The following is a 17575-nucleotide window of genomic DNA, read 5'->3' as shown; positions in this document are numbered from 1 at the left end:
ACGCGCCGCTTGGCGCCCAGCCGCGCGAGGGTCACCCCGGCGGCGCCCTCCGCGCATTCGGCGTCCTGGAGCGTGCCGATGAGGCGGATGTGGCCGCGGGCGGCGGCCACCCGGGCGAGCCGGAGCAGCTCGCGCACCTGCCTGCGGTCCAGCCCGACGTCGAGGCCGTCGGCCAGCACGGTCAGCACCTGACCGGCCGGGAGCAGTTCCGTGCTGGTGTCGACGTCCAGCACGCCCGGACCGGTGAGCAGCACCAGCGCGAGCGCCACGAAGCGGAGTTCGCCGTCGCCGAGCCGGTCGACCGGCACCACGCCGAGCGGTCCGCGGTCGACGGCGGCGATCACGGCGTCCCGCGGCGCGAGGCCGTCACGCGGTGACGGCAGGAAGGCGGGCAGCACGGTCAGCCCCTCCACGGGCGGGCTGCACACCTCGCGCACCGCGTTGACGAGCGCGGCGTGCCGGGTCACGCACTCGCCCTCGGTCCGGGCGAGGACGGCGGACAGGTTGTCGCACGCGGAGCGCAGCCGCCCGTCCCCCGGCACGACGGGCGCGCGCATCAGCTCGGGCCGCGGGGTGACGGGGAAGACGCCGCGCAGCGCCACCACCAGCTGCTCGGCGGCGGCGAGCACCTGCCGCTGCCCGTCGGTGCGGCCCGAGACGCGCAGCGGCAGCAGCGCCGTGGCCAGGACGTTGTCGGGCAGCGGCGCGCGCGTCACCGGAACGTCGCCCGCGGTGTGCCACGCGGCCTGCACCGTGGGGCGGGAGGGGTCGCGCAGCGCGGTGGTCAGCAGCGTCCGGCCCGCGCCGATCAGCCGTTCGCCGACGATCCGCAGCGTGGGCTCGGCCTGCACGGCGACGTCCAGCCGGACCGGGCCCATCGGGCCGTTGACGGTGCATCCGAGGCGGAAGCCGCGCCGCCCCTCGGCGTCCGCCGGGAGGCCCTGGGGTACGCACGCGCCCGCGCCGCCGCGCACACCGGTGTCGAAGGCCTCGGCCAGTTCCGCGCCGGAGGCGAGCCGGCCGAGCGCGGTGAGCCCTTCGAGGGCGCTCGACTTGCCCGTGCCGCTGCCGCCGCTCAGCAGGGTGAGGGGACCGAGCCGGAAGGTCGCCCCGCGGTGCGATTTGAAGGCGGACAGCCGCAGTTCGGTGACGACCGGGCGGAGGTGGCCCGCACGCCGGGGGGCAGTGATGCTCATGGCGGCGAAGGTAGCCAGCGCCGGGCGTGCGGAACCGTTCCACCGTCCCCGGCGTAACCCGAACGAGGGACATCGCGCGTGTTTCCGTCGACGAACGCGCCCTTTTGCGCTCCGTCGCCGCCCCGCGCGCCCACCCCGGTACGCCCCTCCGCACGCCCTCCCCCGCCGACCCCGCACGCCGGTCCCTACGCCGATGCCGCACGCGCCCGGGCCGTCCGTCCCGCCCGGCCGCCGACGACGGCGCGTTGTCGTACCCGGCGGCTACCGTGTCGGACGTGACCACCACCAGATATGTCGCGCTGCTGCGCGGGATCAACGTCGGGGGCAGGGCGAAGGTCCCGATGCAGACGCTGCGCGAACTGCTGGCCGCCCTCGGCGGCACGGACGTCCGTACGCTCCTGCAGAGCGGCAACGCGGTCTTCACCCACGAGGAGTGCGACCCGGGCCGCCTGGAGGCCGCGCTGCGGCAGGCGCTCGCCGACGAACTGGGCCTGGACATCACCTGCATGGTGCGCACGGCCGCGGATCTCGCGCGCGTCGTCGCGGCCAACCCCTTCGACATGACCGACGTCAACGGCTCGCGCTTCCTGGTCGTCTTCCTCTCCGGCCCCGTCCCGCCCGACCGCATCGCCGCGCTGGACCTCGCGGCCTACGCCCCCGACGAACTGCGCGCGGGGGAACGTGAGATCTACGCCCACTTCCCCGACTCGATCCGCGACTCCAAGCTCGCCGCCCGCCTCACCGACCGCGGCCTCGGCCTCGCGGCCACCTCCCGCAACTGGAACACGGTCACCAAGCTGCTCGAACTCACCGGCGGCTGAGACCGGCCCTCACCCGGCGCCGCCCCCGGCCGGACAGGAGCGGCGGACCACGCGACGGATCGGCCCGTCGGGCGTGGAGCGACCGGCACTCAGGCGACGGGGAACCACTCCGCCAGACGCTTGGCGATGACCGGTACGTCGACGCGGTCCTGCGCGACGTCCTCGACGAACGGGCCCGCCACCGAGACCGGCGGCGGGGGCGTGCCGGCGGCGACGCCGTTGAACCGCAGGAAGAGGCGCATGGCGAGCCAGGCGGTGCGCTTGTTGCCGTCGATCAGCGCGTGGTTGCGGGCGACCGAGTGCAGCAGCGCCGCCGCCTTCTCGTGCACTGCGGGATAGACCTCGACCCCGAACACGTCGGTCCGGGGCCGTTCGATCGCCGAGACCAGCAGGCCCATGTCCCGCACGCTGTGGTCGGTGCCGTTGACCGCGCGGGCGACGGCCAGGATCTCGTCGATCTGGACGTACCGCACATCGGTCACTTCAGGTAGTCCAGGATCTCCGCATCGCTGTCCATGAGCTCGGCCAGGACGTCGTCGACCTTCAGTTCGGCCCGGTTCTGGGCGTCCCGGATGGCCTCGATGGCAAGCTCCTGCTTGCTGCGCCCCTCCCGGCGGGCACGCTCGGTGAGCTGCGCGTCGAGGTCGTCGGGGAGCCGGAGGGTCATCGCCATACCCCGATGATACCGGGCTGGTATCAAAGCGGCCAGGCGTCGGCGGCGGCCCCTACTTCGCCGGTTCCAGGATCGCCACGCACTCCATGTGGTGCGTCATCGGGAAGAGGTCGAAGGCGCGCAGGCGGACCGGGTGGTAGCCGCCCTCGGCGAAGTAGGCGAGGTCGCGGGCGAGGGCGGCGGGGTCGCAGGCGACGTAGGCGATACGGCGGGGGGCGAGGGTGGTGAGGTGCTGGACGGTGGGGCGGCGGGCGCCGGTGCGCGGGGGGTCGAGGACGACGAGGTCGGCCTCGGTGATGCCGGTGCGGGGCAGGACGTGATCGACCTTGCCCTGCTCGATGCGGACCCGCGGGAGGTCCTGGAGGTTGTGGCGGGCGTCCTGGACCGCGCGCTTGCCGGACTCGATGCCGAGCACGGCACCGGTCTCGCCGACGCGTTCGGCCAGCGCCCCGGCGAACAGGCCGACGCCGCAGAAGAGGTCGAGGGCCATGTCGCCCTTGCGGGGCATCAGGCCCTGCATGACGGCCTCGACCAGCAGGTCGGCCGCCTTGGGGTGGACCTGCCAGAAGCCGCCGTCGCCGACCCGCCAGGTGCGGCCCGCCGCACGCTCGCGCACGAAGTCGCGGCCGTGCACCCGGTGGACGGCGTGGTCGCGCTCGCCGATGCGCAGGACGGAGACGGGGCGGTCGAGCTCGACGATGGGCAGCCGCCCGCCGGGGCGCGGGGTCAGCACGACCTGGCGGTCGCTGGAGCCGGTCGCCGCGATCGCCTCGACGGCGGCCATCTGCGGCCAGGTCCGGGCCTCGACGCCCAGCTCGGAGACCTCGGGCGCGGCGATCATGCAGTGGTCGACGACCTCGACGTCGTGCGAGCGGTGCCGGCGCAGGCCCGCCCGGCCCTCGGCGTCCACCGCGTACTGCACCCGGGTGCGCCACGCGGGCACCTCGCCCTTGGCGACCTTGTCGCCGGGCGCGGGCTCCACCGTGCCGTCCCAGCCGGCCTCCTCGGGGGTGAGGCCTGCGAGGCGGGCGAGCTGCTCGGTCAGGACGGCGGCCTTGAGGCGGCGCTGCGCGCCCGGGGCGGCGTGCTGCCAGTCGCAGCCGCCGCAGCGGCCGGGTCCGGCGAAGGGGCAGGGGGCCTCGACCCGGTCCTTGGACGCGGTCAGGACGCGTACGGCGTCGGCCCGCAGGTAGCGGGCGCCCTCCTCGCCCTCGGTGACACGGGCCACGACCCGCTCGCCGGGCAGCGCGTGCCGTACGAAGAGCACCTGCCCGGCCTCGTTGCGGGCGAGGCAGTGGCCGCCGTGCGCGACCGGCCCGATCTCTACCTCGTACTCCTGGCCGACCAGTGACGGGGCGGGCTCGGTCTGCATGGCGGTGGTGCTCCTGGCGAGTGCGAGTGCGGGGATGCGGGGTGCGGGGGCGCGGGGGTGCGAGGGTGCGTCGGGACAGGGCGTGCGTGCGGTGCCGGGGCCGTCCGGAAACGGCGGAGCGGCGCCGCGGGCGCGCGGCAGTCCACTCTACGGGCCCGCGGCCCCCGCCGCCGCCCGCGTGCGGCTCAGTGCTCGCGCGGCTGGTCGGACCGGCTCCGCGGGGAGCCGACGGGGCCGCGGCGGATCGAGCCGGGTGCGTTCCAGTCGGCCCGGCGGCGGGCCCGGGCCCGGGCCACCTCGGAGGATTCCAGCTGGTAGGGCACCGAGGTGACCATCACGCCCGAGGTGAAGAGCAGCCGTCCCTTGAGCCGCAGGGCGCTCTGGTTGTGCAGCAGGTGCTCGTACCAGTGGCCGACGACGTACTCGGGGATGTAGATGGCCACCACGTCGCGCGGGCTGTTGCGGCGCAGGCCCTTGACGTAGTCGATGATCGGCCGGGTGATCTCGCGGTAGGGCGAGTCGAGGACCTTGAGGGGGACGTCGATGCCGCGCCGCTGCCATTCGGCCTGGAGGGCCTTGGTGTCGTCGGGGTCGACGTTGACGCTGAGCGCCTCCAGCGTGTCGGAACGGACCAGCTTGGCGTACGACAGGGCACGCAGCGTGGGCTTGTGGACCTTGGAGACCAGCACGATGGAGTGGACGCGCGACGGGCGGACGTAGTCGTCGCCCGGTTCCTCGTCGGCGGCGATCTCGTCGGAGACCCGGGTGTAGTGGCGGCGGATCGCGGTCATCGTGGCGTAGAACACGCACATGCCGAGGACGGCGACCCAGGCGCCGTGGGTGAACTTCGTCAGCAGCACGATGACGAGCACCAGGCCGGTGAGGAAGCCGCCGAAGGTGTTGATGGCCCGGGAGCGGACCATGTGGCGGCGCTTGGCCTGGTCGGTCTCGGTGCGCAGCAGGCGGTTCCAGTGCCGGACCATGCCGGTCTGGCTGAGGGTGAAGGAGACGAAGACGCCGACGATGTAGAGCTGGATGAGCCGGGTGGAGTCGGCTCCGTAGACCACCACCAGGATGATGGCGAAGGCGGCGAGCAGCACGATGCCGTTGGAGAAGGCCAGCCGGTCGCCGCGGGTGTGCAGCTGGCGGGGCAGGTAGCGGTCCTGGGCGAGGATCGAGCCGAGCACCGGGAAGCCGTTGTAGGCGGTGTTGGCGGCCAGGAAGAGCACCAGGGCGGTGGCGGCGGCCAGGAAGATGAACGGCACCGAGTTGTGTCCGAAGACCGCCTCGGCGACCTGGGCGATGACCGGGTCCTGGGTGAAGCCGGAGCCGACCGGCTTGCCGTGGTCGAGCAGGTCGGAGGCGGGGTTCTCGGCCATCCGGACCTTGGTGTTCACCGCGAGCGCGATGATGCCGAGCAGCATGGTGACGGCCAGCAGGCCGATGAGCGCGAGCGTGGTCGCGGCGTTCTTCGACTTGGGCTTGCGGAAGGCCGGGACGCCGTTGCTGATGGCCTCGACGCCGGTGAGCGCGGCGCAGCCGGAGGAGAAGGCGCGCAGCAGCAGGAAGACCAGGGCGAAGCCGCCGATTCCGGAGGACTCGGCGTGGATGGTCAGATGCGCCGTGGGCGCGCGCATGTCGTGCCCGGTGGCGATCCTCAGCACGCCCCAGGCGATCATGCAGAAGACCCCGAAGACGAAGGCGTACGTCGGGATCGCGAAGATCGTGCCGGACTCGCGCACCCCGCGCAGGTTCATCAGCATCAGCACGATGATCATGGCGACCGCGCCCAGCACCTTGTGCGTGACGAAGAACGGCACCGCGGAACCGAGGTTCTCGATGCCGGAGGCGATCGACACCGCGACGGTGAGCACGTAGTCCACCATCAGCGCGCTGGCGACGGTCAGGCCCGCCCTGGCCCCCAGGTTGGTGGTGGCGACCTCGTAGTCGCCGCCGCCGGAGGGGTAGGCGTGCACGTTCTGCCGGTACGACGCGACGACGGTGAACATCACCACGGCGACCGCGACGACGATCCACGGGCTGTAGTGGTAGGCCGCCCCGCCGGCGATGGACAGGACGAGCAGCACCTCGCCCGGCGCGTACGCCACCGACGACAGCGAGTCGGATGCGAAGACCGGGAGCGCCAGCCGCTTGGGCAGCAGCGTCTCACCCAGTCTGTCGCTGCGGAGCGCCCGGCCGATGAGGATCCGCTTCGGCAGGTCGGTCAGTTTGGACACCCCGCGATGTTAAGGGATCGTCAATACGTGCGGGTCCCCCCGGTCGGACTCGGACTGTGGCGATCTTGTGTGCCCGGCGTGCGCCGCCCGCGCGCGGCGCCCGCCGGGACGCAACCTTCTGCGGCGCCGGGCGCGTGTGTAGCTTTGGCCGCGGTCTGAGACGCTGGACGAGGGCCCTGACGACCAGATCGGTCGCGGGCCGTCTCAGGCGAAAACGTTGGCAGCCGGAAGGACGGTCGTGCACGTCGTGATTATGGGGTGCGGGCGGGTGGGGTCCACCCTCGCGCACTCCCTCGAACAGCAAGGTCACACGGTCGCGGTGATCGACCAGGACCCCACGGCGTTCCGCCGTCTCGGGTCCGGGTTCGGCGGGCGCCGGGTGACCGGGGTGGGGTTCGACCAGGACACGCTGCGCGAGGCCGGGATCGAGGAGGCGGGAGCCTTCGCGGCGGTCAGCAGCGGTGACAACTCCAACATCATCGCGGCCCGGGTGGCGCGCGAGATGTTCGGGATCGAGAACGTCGTGGCACGGATCTACGACCCCCGGCGGGCCGAGGTCTACCAGCGGCTGGGGATCCCGACGGTGGCCACCGTGCGGTGGACGGCCGACCAGATGCTGCGCAGGCTGCTGCCGTCCGGTGCGGAGCCGCTGTGGCGCGACCCCAGCGGCGGGGTGCAGCTCGCGGAGGTGCACACGTCCGCGGCCTGGATCGGCCACAAGATCAGCCTGCTCCAGGAGGAGACCGGCGCCCGGGTGGCGTTCATCACCCGGCTCGGCGAGGCGATGCTGCCCGGCGCGCAGACCGTGCTGCAGGAAGGCGACCTGGTGCATGTGATGCTGCGCACCGACGAGGTCGCGGCCGTCGAGGCGGCCTTCGCCAAGGGACCCGAGGAGGACCACTCATGAGGGTGGCCATTGCCGGCGCCGGCGCGGTCGGCCGGTCCATCGCGGCGGAGCTGCTGGAGAACGGGCACGAGGTGCTGCTCGTCGACAAGAACCCCACCTCGATCTCCGTGGAGCGGGTCCCGCAGGCCGAGTGGCTGCTGGCCGACGCGTGCGAGATCACCTCGCTCGACGAGGCCGCGCTGCAGCGCTGCAACGTGGTGATCGCCGCGACCGGCGACGACAAGGTCAACCTGGTGGTGTCGCTGCTCGCCAAGACCGAGTACGGCGTGCCGCGGGTCGTCGCCCGGGTGAACAACCCGAAGAACGAGTGGCTCTTCAACGAGTCCTGGGGCGTGGACGTCGCCGTGTCCACCCCGCGGCTGATGTCCGCGCTGGTCGAGGAGGCGGTGAGCGTCGGCGACCTGGTCCGGCTGCTGCGCTTCAGCCAGGGCGACGCCAACCTGGTGGAGCTGACGCTGCCCGAGGAGGCCGCGCTCGTCGGCACCCGGGTCGGCGACGTGGAGTGGCCGCAGGACACCTCGCTGGTCACCATCATCCGCGGCAACCGGGTGCTGACGCCGTCCAAGGACGACGCGCTGGAGGCGGGCGACGAGCTGCTGTTCGTGGCCGCCCCGCACCGCGAGGAGCAGCTGGAGGACCTGCTGTCGGTGCAGGACCGCAGCGGCGGCTGAGCGGCGTACACGACCGCGTGACACGGCGGTGGCCCGGACCCCCTCGCGAAGGGGGTCCGGGCCACCGCCGTACGTACGCGGGCCGTCCGCGGCTACTTGACCGGCTGTTCCTCGGCCTCCGCCGACTCGGCGCGCTCCTTCTCGGCCTTGCGCTCCTCCTCGGCGGCCTCCATCTCCGCGATCACGTCGATCGGCGGCGGCGCCTTCACCAGGAAGATCCAGGTCAGGTAGACCGACAGCAGGAAGGGCGGGATGCCGAGCGCGACCTTGACCCAGCCCAGCTGCGTGGCGTCACCCCACCAGTAGAGCGGGAAGAGGATCGCCGACTTGCCCAGCAGGATCAGGCCCCACGCCCAGCTGGCCTTGGTGTACGCCACCAGGCGGCCGGGGTTGCGGGTGCGCCACGACAGGTTCTCCCGGAAGACCGGGCCGAGGATCAGTCCCAGCAGCGGGAAGCGGGCCAGCGAGGAGACGACGTAGGCGATGCCGAGGCCCAGGGTGTAGAGCATGCCGGGCAGGTAGAAGTTCTTCGCGTTGCCCGACATCATCGCGAAGAGCACGCCGAAGCCGATGCCGAAGACGCCGCCGAAGGCGTGCTTGAGGGTGTCCTTGCGGGCCAGCCGCACGACGGCCAGCACCAGCGACAGCGCGAGCGCGGCGAACGCGGACGGCGCGATGCTGTGGTTGACCGTGTAGATCACCACGAAGACCAGGCCCGGGACGGTGGTCTCCACCATGCCCAGCACCCCGCCGAACGCCTCCAGCAGGGCCGCCTCGGTCGCGGCCCGCACGTCGGCGCTGTCGCCGTCGGGTGCGGCGCCCGCGGGGCGGGTGGTCTCGTGGTCCTCGTGGTCCGTGTTGTCGATCGACGCCACCGGCTACTCCTGTCCGACCGGACGCAGTTCGTACTTCGGGTTGAAGAGCACCGGACGGCCATGGTTCATGGAGATCCGGCCGGAGGCGATGATCCGGCGGCCGGGTTCGATCCCGGTGATGCTGCGGCGGCCGAGCCAGACCACGTCCAGCGCGGCGGATCCGTCGAACAGCTCCGCCTCCAGTGCGGGCACCCCCGCCCGAGGACGGAGAGTGACCGTACGCAGCGTACCCGTGACGGACACTATCTGGCGGTCGGAGCAGTCCTTGATCCGCGTACAGCCCACCGCCCGGGACTCCTCCTGGAGCTCCTCGGAGTGCAGTTCCTCCTGCGAGGTCGACAGCCGGCCGAGCATACGACGGAAGCGGCCCGCGGGTCGCTCGTCACGGATGGCACCACTCATGCGTTCCAGCGTACCGGCCGGACCTCACGCCTCGAAGCGGTAACCCATGCCGGGTTCGGTGATGAAGTGCCGCGGCCTGGCCGGGTCGGCCTCCAGCTTGCGGCGCAGCTGCGCCATGTAGACCCGCAGGTAGTTGCTCTCCGTGCCGTAGGCGGGGCCCCAGACCTCCTGCAGCAGCTGCTTCTGCGAGACCAGCCGCCCGGGGTTGCGCACCAGCACCTCCAGCAGGTGCCACTCGGTGGGGGTGAGGCGGACGTCGGCGCCGTCGCGGTGCACCTTGCGCGCGGCGAGATCGACGGTGAAGCTGTCGGTCTCCACGGCCGAGGCGCCCTCGTCGGGCGCGGTGGGCGCGGCGCGGCGGACCGCGGCGCGCAGCCGGGCCAGCAGCTCGTCCATGCCGAAGGGCTTGGTGACGTAGTCGTCGGCCCCGGCGTCCAGCGCCTCGACCTTCTCGTCGGAGGCGTGCCGGGCCGACAGCACGATGATCGGCACCCGGGTCCAGCCGCGCAGGCCCCGGATCACCTCGACGCCGTCCATGTCGGGCAGCCCCAGGTCCAGGACCACGACGTCGGGGTGCCGGGCCGCCGCGAGCCGCAGCGCGGCCGCCCCGTCGTGGGCGGCGTCCACCTCGTAGGACCGCGCCCGCAGGTTGATCACCAGCGCCCTGACGATCTGCGGTTCGTCGTCGACCACCAGCACCCGGTACATCCGCCGCTCTCTTCCGCTCCCCGGCTCGCGCCGCTCGCCGCCCCCGCCCGCCGCGGGCTCCCGGCCCGCCGCCCCGCCGCTCATGTGGTCGCCGTCGCCGGCAGCCCGGGGCGGGCCGGCGCGCCGCCGGCGGCCGCCCGCAGGGTCAGCACCATCGTCAGGCCGCCGCCGGGGGTGTCCTCGGCGACCAGGGTGCCGCCCATGGCCTCGGCGAAGCCGCGGGCGACGGCGAGGCCGAGGCCGACGCCGGTGCCGCGCGGGGCGTCGCCGTACCGCTGGAAGGGCTCGAAGATCTGCTCCTTGGCGTCCTCCGGGACGCCGGGGCCGCGATCGGCGACGCGCACCTCGACCCGGTCGCCGAGGGCGCTCGCCGCGACCAGCACGGGTTCGCCGGGCGGGCTGTACTTGACGGCGTTCTCGACGACGTTGGCGACGCTGCGCTCCAGCAGGCCCGGGTCGACGGCGACCATCGGCAGCGACTCGGGGATGTCGAGGGTGACGCTGCCGTCGGGGACACCGCCGAGCGCCTTGGGCACCACCTCGTCGAGGTCCAGCTCGCGGATCAGCGGGTTGACGGTGCCGGTCTGGAGCCGGGACATGTCCAGCAGGTTGCCCACCAGGTGGTCCAGCCGGTCGGCGCCGTCCTCGATGCCGGCCAGCAGCTCCGCCTCGTCCTCCGGCGACCAGGCGACGTCCGCGGAGCGCAGCGAGCTGACGGAGGCCTTGATGCCGGCCAGCGGGGTGCGCAGGTCGTGCGAGACGGCGGCGAGCAGCGCGGTGCGGATCCGGTTGCCCTCGGCGAGCTCGCGGGCCTGCCCGGCCTCGTCGGCGAGCCGCTTGCGGTCCAGCACCACCGCGGCCTGCGCGGCGAACGCGGACAGCACCCGGCGGTCGGCGGCGGGCAGCACCCGACCCAGCAGCGCGAGCGAGAGCCGGTCGTTGACGGCCACCTCCACGTCGGCGTCCTCCGGGCGCACGCACGGAACGGCCCCGACGGAGGCGGCGCAGGTCCACGCGTCGCGCTCGTCGTCGCGTTCCAGCAGCACCACCGAATCCATCGCGAAGGTCTCCCGGACGCGCTCCAGCAGCGCGTCCAGCGAGCTCTCGCCGCGCAGCACGCTGCCGGCCAGGTGGGAGAGGATCTCCGCCTCGGCGCGCAGCCGGGCGGCCTGCTGGGTGCGCCGGGCGGCGAGGTCCACCACCGAGGCGACGGCGACACCGACCATCACGAAGATCACGATCGCGATGATGTTCTCCGGCTGCGCGATCGTGAAGGAGTGCGTGGGCCGGGTGAAGTAGTAGTTCAGCAGCAGCGAGCCGCCCACCGCGCACACCAGGGCGGGCAGCAGTCCGCCGGTGAGCGCCGCGGCCACCGTGAGGGCCAGGAAGAGCAGCATGTCGGTGGCCTGGCCCATGCCGGGGTGCCACTGGGTGAGCAGCAGCGTCAGCAGCAGCGGCCCCGCCACGCCGGTCAGCCAGCCGCCGACGACCCGGGAGCGGCCGAGCTTGGCGCCGCGCGCGGACGGCAGCCCGCGGCCCTTGGCGACCTGCTCGTGGGTGACGATGTGAACGTCGATGTCGGCGCTCTCGCGTGCGACGGTGCTGCCGACGCCGGGGCCGAAGACGTACTGCCAGGGCTTGCGGCGGCTGCTGCCGAGCACGATCTGGGTGGCGTCGACACCGCGGGCGAAGTCCAGCAGCGCGTCGGGGATGTCGTCGCCGATGACGTGGTGGAAGGATCCGCCGAGGTCCTCGACCAGGGTCCGCTGGACGGCCAGCTCCTTGGCGGAGCCGGACACCGGGCCGTCACTGCGCACGATGTGCACGGCCATGATCTCGCTGCCCGAGCCCTTGGCGGCCATCCGCGCGGCCCGCCGGATCAGCGTACGGCCCTCGGGTCCGCCGGTGAGGCCGACGACGATGCGCTCACGGGCCTGCCAGGCGGCGGATATGCGGTGCTCGGCGCGGTATTCCTGGAGGTACTCGTCGACCCGGTCGGCGGTCCACAGCAGCGCGAGCTCGCGCAGCGCGGTCAGGTTGCCGGGGCGGAAGTAGTTGGACAGGGCCGCGTCGACCTTGTCGGGCGCGTAGATGTTGCCGTGCGCCATGCGGCGGCGCAGCGCCTGGGGCGACATGTCGACAAGCTCTATCTGGCCGGCGCGGCGGACCACCTCGTCGGGGACGGTCTCGCGCTGACGCACCCCGGTGATCGACTCGACGACGTCGCCGAGCGACTCCAGGTGCTGGATGTTGACGTTTGAGACGACGTCGATGCCCGCCTTGAGCAGCTCCTCGACGTCCTGCCAGCGCTTGGCGTTGCGCGAGCCCGGCACATTGGTGTGGGCCAGCTCGTCGACGAGCGCGATCTCCGGGGCGCGGCGCAGGATCGCGTCGAGGTCCATCTCGGTGAAGGCCGTGCCGCGGTAGTCGCACGTGCGCCGCGGTATCTCCTCCAGGCCGTGCATCATCACCTCGGTGCGCGGCCTGCGGTGGTGCTCGACGTAGCCGATCACCACGTCCGTGCCGCGCTCGGCCCGCCGGTGGGCCTCGGAGAGCATGGCGTAGGTCTTGCCGACGCCGGGGGCGGCCCCCAGGTAGATGCGCAACGTGCCGCGTGCCATGGTCAGACCTTAGATCGGCCGAAGCGGACACATCGGACTCGGGGCCTCCGTCCGGGCGCACCTTGACGCCGTCTTGACGCCTGCGTACGTCCATGGTCCCTCGGAAGCGACCCGGGGGCGTCCCGCCGTTCAGCCGTCCGAGACGATCCGGCCGTCGCGCAGCTCCAGCACCCGGTCGGCCAGCGCGATGAGCTGGTTGTCGTGGGTGGCCACCAGCGCGGTGACGCCCTCGCTGCGCACCACCGCCCGCAGCAGCTCCATCACGGCGAGGCCGGTGTCCGCGTCGAGCTGGCCGGTGGGCTCGTCGGCGATGATCAGGTCGGGCCGGTTGGCGAGCGCGCGGGCGATCGCGACCCGCTGCTGCTGGCCGCCGGACAGCTCACCGGGACGCTGGGCGGCGTGGTCGGCCAGGCCCACCAGAGCGAGCAGCAGCGACACACGCTCCTCGCGCTCCTTGGGCGGGGTCTTGCGCAGCCGCATCGGCACACCGACGTTCTCCGCGGCGGTGAGGATCGGGATCAGGCCGAAGGACTGGAAGACGAAGCCGATACGGTCGCGGCGCAGCGCCAGCAGGTCGTCGTCGCCGAGCCCGGCGAGGTCGGTGCCGTCCAGGGATATCCGGCCGCCGTCCGGCGAGTCCAGGCCGCCCACCAGGTTGAGCACGGTGGTCTTGCCCGAGCCGGAGCGGCCCTTGAGGGCGACCAGCTCGCCGCGCCCCACCGAGAAGGACACCCCGCGCAGCGCGTGCACGGCCGTCTCGCCGCTGCCGTACGTCCGGCGCAGGTCCTCGACCACCACCATCCCGCCGGTTCCCGGTACCGTCGCCACCGCCGCCGCGGACTGCTCGGCCATCCCCGCGCCTTCCTCCTGGTCGCTCATCCGTCGTCCCGCCCCCGCTGCTCCCCGCCGGACGGCTGTCCGGCCTCGTCGCCCGCCGTGCCCGGATCTCCGGCGCCGCGGTCGGGCCACACCCCGATGTGGTCGTTCTCCGCGGTGAGCCGGACGCGGCGGCTCAGGCCGTAGCGCTCGGTGTACTCCCGCGGGAGCTGGAGCCGCCCCACCCGGTCCAGGACGGCGTACTCCTCCGCGACTCCCGGCCCGCCGCCGTCGGCCCCGCCCGCCCCGGGGCGCAGCACCTCGGTCGCCGTGCGGCCGTCGCGTATCCGTACCGTACGCCGGACCTGTTCCGAGACGGCCGGGTCGTGGGTAACGATCAGGATCGTTACGCCCAGCTCGGCGTTGGTACGGCGCAGGGCCGCGAAGACCTCCTCGCCGCTGGCGGTGTCCAGCTCGCCGGTGGGCTCGTCGGCGAAGAGCACCCGGGGGGTGTTGGCCGCGGCCACGGCGATCGCGACGCGCTGCTGCTGGCCGCCGGACAGCTCGCCCGGACGGCGGTCGCGGCAGTCGGCGACGCCGAGCATGTCCAGCAGCTCCACGGCCCGCCCGGCGCGCCGGGAGCGCGGCACCCGGGCGTAGCCCATGGGCATGGCGACGTTCTCCCGCGCCGTCAGGTAGGGCAGCAGGTTGCGGGCGGTCTGCTGCCACACGAAGCCGACCGTGCTGCGCCGGTAGTCCAGCCGCTCCCGGCGCTTCATGGCCAGCAGGTCGTGCGCCGCGACCCGGGCGCGCCCGGCGGTCGGCAGGTCGAGCCCGGACAGGATGCCCAGCAGCGTGGACTTGCCCGAACCGGACGCCCCGACGACGGCCAGCAGCTCGCCCTCGTCGACGGTCAGGTCCAGCCCCTGGAGCGCCTGCACCTCGACGCCCTCCGTGCGGTAGACCCGCACGAGGTTGTCGCAGACGATGAGCCCCTCGTCGGGCGCGGGCGCGGTGGAGGCCATGGCGCGGGCCTGGAGCGTGGCGAGGTCGGTCATACGGGCTCCCGGTGGTCGTCGTGCGGTCCTGCGGGGCGGCCCGCGGTACGGGCCTCGGGGCGGGGGGCGCGGCGGGCGCGGGGGGCGCGGCGGGCGCGGCGGGCGCTCATACCGCGTCCCCCAGCCTCAGCACCGCGCCCAGCCCGCGGCGGCGGCCCGCCCATGTCTCGGCGGCGACGGCGGCGGCCACCAGGGCGGCCAGGCCCGCGCCGAGCCCCGCGGTCAGGGCGTAGTCGGTGTGCAGCGCGGGCGCGACCGGCCCCCCGGTGAACTCCCGCAGGGTCAGCGCGGGTCCCAGGATGCCGGGCAGCAGCAGGCCGAGCGCCACTCCCCCGGCGGCCGCGGCGAGCGCCATCGGCAGCAGCTCCAGCAGATCCAGCGCTGCGATCCCACGGGTCGGCAGGCCCAGGGTGCGCAGCCGGGAGGCGGTGCGGCCGCGGTCGCCCGCCGAGAGCAGCAGCTCCAGCACCAGCGCCACCAGCGCGAACACCACGGCCAGCGCGGTGGCGGCCGCGTAGGTGCGGCGCACCCCGCGCAGCAGCCCGTCGTGCTCGGCGAACGCCAGCTCGTCGGCCTTGACCCGGACCTCGCCCGTGGGACCGGTGATCTGCGGGCCCGTGGTGCGCAGGACGTCGCCGTCCAGGTGCGGGCCGTAGAGCAGCACGGCGGCGTTGTCGTACTCGCTGGTGCCGAGCATGCGCAGCTCGGCGGAATCCACCAGCAGCATCGGACCGGCGACGGCCGCCGCCGTCCGGCTGTCGGCGCTCTCGCCGCGCCCGCCGGCCTGCTGCTCGACGCTCAGCAGCGGGCCGAGCGCCGGATCGTGCCGGGCGGCGTCCGGCAGCAGGCCCACGACGCGGATCGAGACCGTGCTGCGCCGCAGGGTCGTGGTGTACGTGTCGCCGACCGTGCCGCCCGCGAAGTCGGCGCTGGCCAGGGCGGGCAGGACGTAGCGGTCCCCGGTCGGCGCGGGCGCGGGCCTGCCCGCGAGGCCCGCGGCGGCGAGCGCGCGGGCGGCGGCGGAGTCGGGGGCCTGCCGGGCGAGCACGGCGGCATCCACGCCCGCGACCCGGGTGAGGGTGTGGCGGGAGCCGTCCTTCGTGCTGGTGACCTGGCAGACCAGGCTGCGCACGACGGTGGCCCCGCGCACGCCCTGGACGCCGCTGAGGGCGCTGTCCACGGTGCCGTCCCGGCCCGCGCCGATCACGACCGCGTCGGCCCCGGCGCTCCACACGGCCGCCGCCCGGCTGCCGTCGGCGACCGTACGGGACACCAGCCCGCCGAAGACCGCCGTGGACAGCGTCATGACCAGCACCAGCAGGGCCAGCGCGTGTCCGGGCGCCTCCCGGGCGGCACGCGAGAACGCGATCAGCGGCACGGTCCCGCGGCGCCCGCGCGCGGCCCGCGACACCAGCCGCAGCGGCAGCGGGTACAGCCGTACCAGCAGCACCACCGCGGCCGCCCCCAGCAGCGCGGGCACCACCGCGAGCTGCACGTCCAGCCCGCCCGCCCCGGCGCCGTGGGCGCGCAGCATCAGCACGCCCGCTGCCGCGAGCAGCAGCACCGTGCCCTCGACGACGAGCCGCCGCACGGCCGGAGGACGGCTCTCCCGGCCACCGCGGTCGCGGGCGGCGGCCAGCGTGAGCACCGGCAGCGCCAGCCACGCGACGGCGGCGACCAGGATCCCGGGCAGCAGGCTGCCGTGCCCCGCTCCCGCCGGCGTGGCCAGGACCGCGGCGCCGGTACCGAGCGCGGCGCCGAGCAGCGCGGCGGGGGCGGTCTGGACGAGCCGGACCAGCGCGAGGTCGGTCGCGGAGGCGCCGCGGGCGCGTTGCAGCGCCTGTGCCCGCGCGCGGCGGTGGACGGCGAGCCGGGCGGTGACCACGACGGTGGCCAGGCCGACCGCCACGAGCCCCGCGAGCGCGAAGGACTCCAGCGTGCGGGCCTGGTCACGGGCCCGCGCGAAGGGTTCCAGCAGCGCGGACACGCTGTCGGAGGTGGTGATCGTGGACGCGGGGTGGCGCCCGACCTTGCAGGGCGCGGCCTCGTAGTCGTCGGCGCCGGGGCAGAAGACGCCGGCGACGGCCGCCGTGAAGCTGTCGGTCGCGTCCTGCAGCGTGCGCAGGCCCGCCGGGGTCGCCGTCCGGGTCGCCTGCTCGGGCGACATCCGCACCGAGTCGCGCCACTCCACCGTGAAGGGGTCGCCGAAGCCGCGGTCGAGCCGCTGGAGCGCGTCGATCGAGCCCGCGGCGATCACGCCCTGGGCGCGCCACATGCCGTCCGGGCGGGTGGGCCGGGCGAGCAGCGCCTCCTCGTGCCAGAGCGCGGCGGCGGAGCCGGTCGGCGGCGCGAAGAAGCCGCTCACGACGGCGTCGGTGTCGTTGGTGCCGATGTCCCGGGAGAGGTGGAAGCGCTGGCCCACCCGCAGGTGCAGGGCGTCCCGGGCGGCGGTGGAGAAGGCGACCGGGATCGGCGAGGACGCGGTCGGCGGACCGGGCGGGGTGCCCTGGGTGTACGCGGAGCGCGGCGGCGCGTCGTCCGCGTACAGCAGCCCGAGCCGCAGGGTGCCCGCGGACGTGCTGGTCCGCAGCAGGGGGACCTCGATACGGGTCGAGTCGTGCACCAGCATCGCGCGCAGCGGCGGCTTCGCCGCGGTGAGCAGCTGCGCGCCGGTCGTCCGGAGGTCGTCCGCGAGAGCCGAGCGGGACGGGTCGGGAACGGAGACCGCGTCGTCGCGCTTGAGATCGACGGTGTGCCGGAACTCGGGACCGTTCTGCCGCGCCACGGCGAAGCGGCTGCGCAGCGCGTCGCCCGCCCACCGGTCGAGCAGCGGCGGCCCGGCCGCGGTGACGAGCGCGAGCAGCGCGACGACCAGGGTCAGGCACGCCAGCAGCGGCACCTCCGTCCGCGCCTCGCGCCGCACCTCCGGATCCCGTACCCCGCTCCCCGGCCGCAGCCTGCGCACCACCCCGAACCCGCTCATGCCCGTCCCCCCGCTCGCCCCCGACATGTCCCCCACCCGCTGCTCCCGCGCGCGCACCACTGCCCGGCACGGACAGCGCCCCGGACCCCGCCGGCCGCCGGGCCGGAACCGGGAACCCGGCGGGCGCGCGGGCCACGGCAGCCACTGCCCGGCACCCCCGGCGACGCGCGACCGCAGGCCCGGGGGGCGCACGGGACACGGCAACCGGCACCGGCACCGGCACCATGAACGCCCC

At 74.3% G+C, this 17575-nt stretch carries 14 protein-coding genes and 1 pseudogene; 3 read left to right on the top strand and 12 right to left on the bottom strand.

Annotated elements, in window-relative coordinates; genetic code table 11:
- Nucleotides 1–11 precede the first annotated feature (11 nt).
- Nucleotides 12–1196: pseudogene (locus ACH4PY_RS09485) on the bottom strand (ATP-binding protein); the annotation flags it as partial.
- 275 nt (nucleotides 1197–1471) lie between these two features.
- On the opposite strand from ACH4PY_RS09485, the gene ACH4PY_RS09480 reads away from it, so the two are divergent.
- Nucleotides 1472–2017, top strand: a complete 546-nt coding sequence (locus ACH4PY_RS09480; RefSeq protein ID WP_398178057.1) for a DUF1697 domain-containing protein — start codon at nucleotides 1472–1474, stop codon at nucleotides 2015–2017.
- 89 nt (nucleotides 2018–2106) lie between these two features.
- On the opposite strand, the gene ACH4PY_RS09475 is transcribed toward ACH4PY_RS09480, so the two are convergent.
- From ACH4PY_RS09475 to ACH4PY_RS09460, 4 genes are all read right to left on the bottom strand, one after another.
- Nucleotides 2107–2499, bottom strand: coding sequence for a type II toxin-antitoxin system death-on-curing family toxin (locus tag ACH4PY_RS09475; RefSeq protein WP_398178054.1), 393 nt, complete (start codon nucleotides 2497–2499; stop codon nucleotides 2107–2109).
- Nucleotides 2496–2690, bottom strand: coding sequence for a ribbon-helix-helix protein, CopG family (locus tag ACH4PY_RS09470; RefSeq protein WP_365978413.1), 195 nt, complete (start codon nucleotides 2688–2690; stop codon nucleotides 2496–2498). The genes ACH4PY_RS09475 and ACH4PY_RS09470 overlap by 4 nt, the downstream gene beginning before the upstream one ends.
- A 52-nt stretch (nucleotides 2691–2742) precedes the next feature.
- Nucleotides 2743–4062, bottom strand: a complete 1320-nt coding sequence (locus ACH4PY_RS09465; protein ID WP_398178050.1) for a class I SAM-dependent RNA methyltransferase — start codon at nucleotides 4060–4062, stop codon at nucleotides 2743–2745.
- Between the two features lie 185 nt (nucleotides 4063–4247).
- Nucleotides 4248–6299: an APC family permease gene (locus tag ACH4PY_RS09460; RefSeq protein WP_398178046.1), complete on the bottom strand. Its 2052-nt coding sequence runs from the start codon at nucleotides 6297–6299 to the stop codon at nucleotides 4248–4250.
- Between the two features lie 238 nt (nucleotides 6300–6537).
- Between ACH4PY_RS09460 and ACH4PY_RS09455 the strand changes: the two genes are divergently transcribed.
- Both ACH4PY_RS09455 and ACH4PY_RS09450 read left to right on the top strand, forming a co-directional pair.
- Nucleotides 6538–7206, top strand: coding sequence for a potassium channel family protein (locus ACH4PY_RS09455; RefSeq protein ID WP_398178043.1), 669 nt, complete (start codon nucleotides 6538–6540; stop codon nucleotides 7204–7206).
- Nucleotides 7203–7877: a potassium channel family protein gene (locus ACH4PY_RS09450; protein ID WP_398178040.1), complete on the top strand. Its 675-nt coding sequence runs from the start codon at nucleotides 7203–7205 to the stop codon at nucleotides 7875–7877. The genes ACH4PY_RS09455 and ACH4PY_RS09450 overlap by 4 nt, the downstream gene beginning before the upstream one ends.
- A 92-nt stretch (nucleotides 7878–7969) precedes the next feature.
- Here the strand turns inward: ACH4PY_RS09450 and ACH4PY_RS09445 are convergent, their stop codons facing one another.
- The 7 genes from ACH4PY_RS09445 to ACH4PY_RS09415 all read right to left on the bottom strand — a co-directional run bounded on the left by ACH4PY_RS09445 (nucleotide 7970) and on the right by ACH4PY_RS09415 (nucleotide 17340).
- Entirely contained in the window at nucleotides 7970–8668 is a 699-nt protein-coding gene (locus ACH4PY_RS09445) for a DUF3159 domain-containing protein (protein WP_398179275.1), read from the bottom strand.
- Nucleotides 8669–8755: 87 nt separating this feature from the next.
- The gene (locus ACH4PY_RS09440; protein WP_398178037.1) at nucleotides 8756–9154 is read right to left on the bottom strand and encodes an OB-fold nucleic acid binding domain-containing protein; all 399 of its coding nucleotides are present in this window, start codon (nucleotides 9152–9154) and stop codon (nucleotides 8756–8758) included.
- Nucleotides 9155–9178: 24 nt separating this feature from the next.
- The gene (locus ACH4PY_RS09435; RefSeq protein WP_031512911.1) at nucleotides 9179–9862 is read right to left on the bottom strand and encodes a response regulator; all 684 of its coding nucleotides are present in this window, start codon (nucleotides 9860–9862) and stop codon (nucleotides 9179–9181) included.
- 80 nt (nucleotides 9863–9942) lie between these two features.
- Nucleotides 9943–12483 (bottom strand): DUF4118 domain-containing protein, encoded by a 2541-nt coding sequence (locus tag ACH4PY_RS09430; RefSeq protein WP_398178034.1) that lies wholly within the window; start codon nucleotides 12481–12483, stop codon nucleotides 9943–9945.
- A 129-nt stretch (nucleotides 12484–12612) separates the two neighbouring features.
- Nucleotides 12613–13335 (bottom strand): ABC transporter ATP-binding protein, encoded by a 723-nt coding sequence (locus ACH4PY_RS09425; protein WP_398179272.1) that lies wholly within the window; start codon nucleotides 13333–13335, stop codon nucleotides 12613–12615.
- A 23-nt stretch (nucleotides 13336–13358) separates the two neighbouring features.
- Nucleotides 13359–14357: an ABC transporter ATP-binding protein gene (locus ACH4PY_RS09420; protein WP_398178031.1), complete on the bottom strand. Its 999-nt coding sequence runs from the start codon at nucleotides 14355–14357 to the stop codon at nucleotides 13359–13361.
- A 106-nt stretch (nucleotides 14358–14463) separates the two neighbouring features.
- Entirely contained in the window at nucleotides 14464–17340 is a 2877-nt protein-coding gene (locus ACH4PY_RS09415; RefSeq protein WP_398178028.1) for a hypothetical protein, read from the bottom strand.
- Nucleotides 17341–17575 lie beyond the last annotated feature (235 nt).

It is taken from the genome of Streptomyces sp. NPDC021224, assembly GCF_044332905.1.
GTDB lineage: Bacteria > Actinomycetota > Actinomycetes > Streptomycetales > Streptomycetaceae > Actinacidiphila.
This window is presented reverse-complemented; position numbering and strand designations above follow the sequence as displayed.

Coding starts and splice junctions, on each gene's coding strand:
- ACH4PY_RS09470 (WP_365978413.1), bottom strand. CDS start 2,690: ATGGCGATGACCCTCCGGCTCCCCGACGACCTCGACGCGCAGCTCACC.
- ACH4PY_RS09465 (WP_398178050.1), bottom strand. CDS start 4,062: ATGCAGACCGAGCCCGCCCCGTCACTGGTCGGCCAGGAGTACGAGGTA.
- ACH4PY_RS09450 (WP_398178040.1), top strand. CDS start 7,203: ATGAGGGTGGCCATTGCCGGCGCCGGCGCGGTCGGCCGGTCCATCGCG.
- ACH4PY_RS09440 (WP_398178037.1), bottom strand. CDS start 9,154: ATGAGTGGTGCCATCCGTGACGAGCGACCCGCGGGCCGCTTCCGTCGT.
- ACH4PY_RS09435 (WP_031512911.1), bottom strand. CDS start 9,862: ATGTACCGGGTGCTGGTGGTCGACGACGAACCGCAGATCGTCAGGGCG.
- ACH4PY_RS09430 (WP_398178034.1), bottom strand. CDS start 12,483: ATGGCACGCGGCACGTTGCGCATCTACCTGGGGGCCGCCCCCGGCGTC.
- ACH4PY_RS09425 (WP_398179272.1), bottom strand. CDS start 13,335: ATGGCCGAGCAGTCCGCGGCGGCGGTGGCGACGGTACCGGGAACCGGC.
- ACH4PY_RS09420 (WP_398178031.1), bottom strand. CDS start 14,357: ATGACCGACCTCGCCACGCTCCAGGCCCGCGCCATGGCCTCCACCGCG.
- ACH4PY_RS09415 (WP_398178028.1), bottom strand. CDS start 17,340: ATGAGCGGGTTCGGGGTGGTGCGCAGGCTGCGGCCGGGGAGCGGGGTA.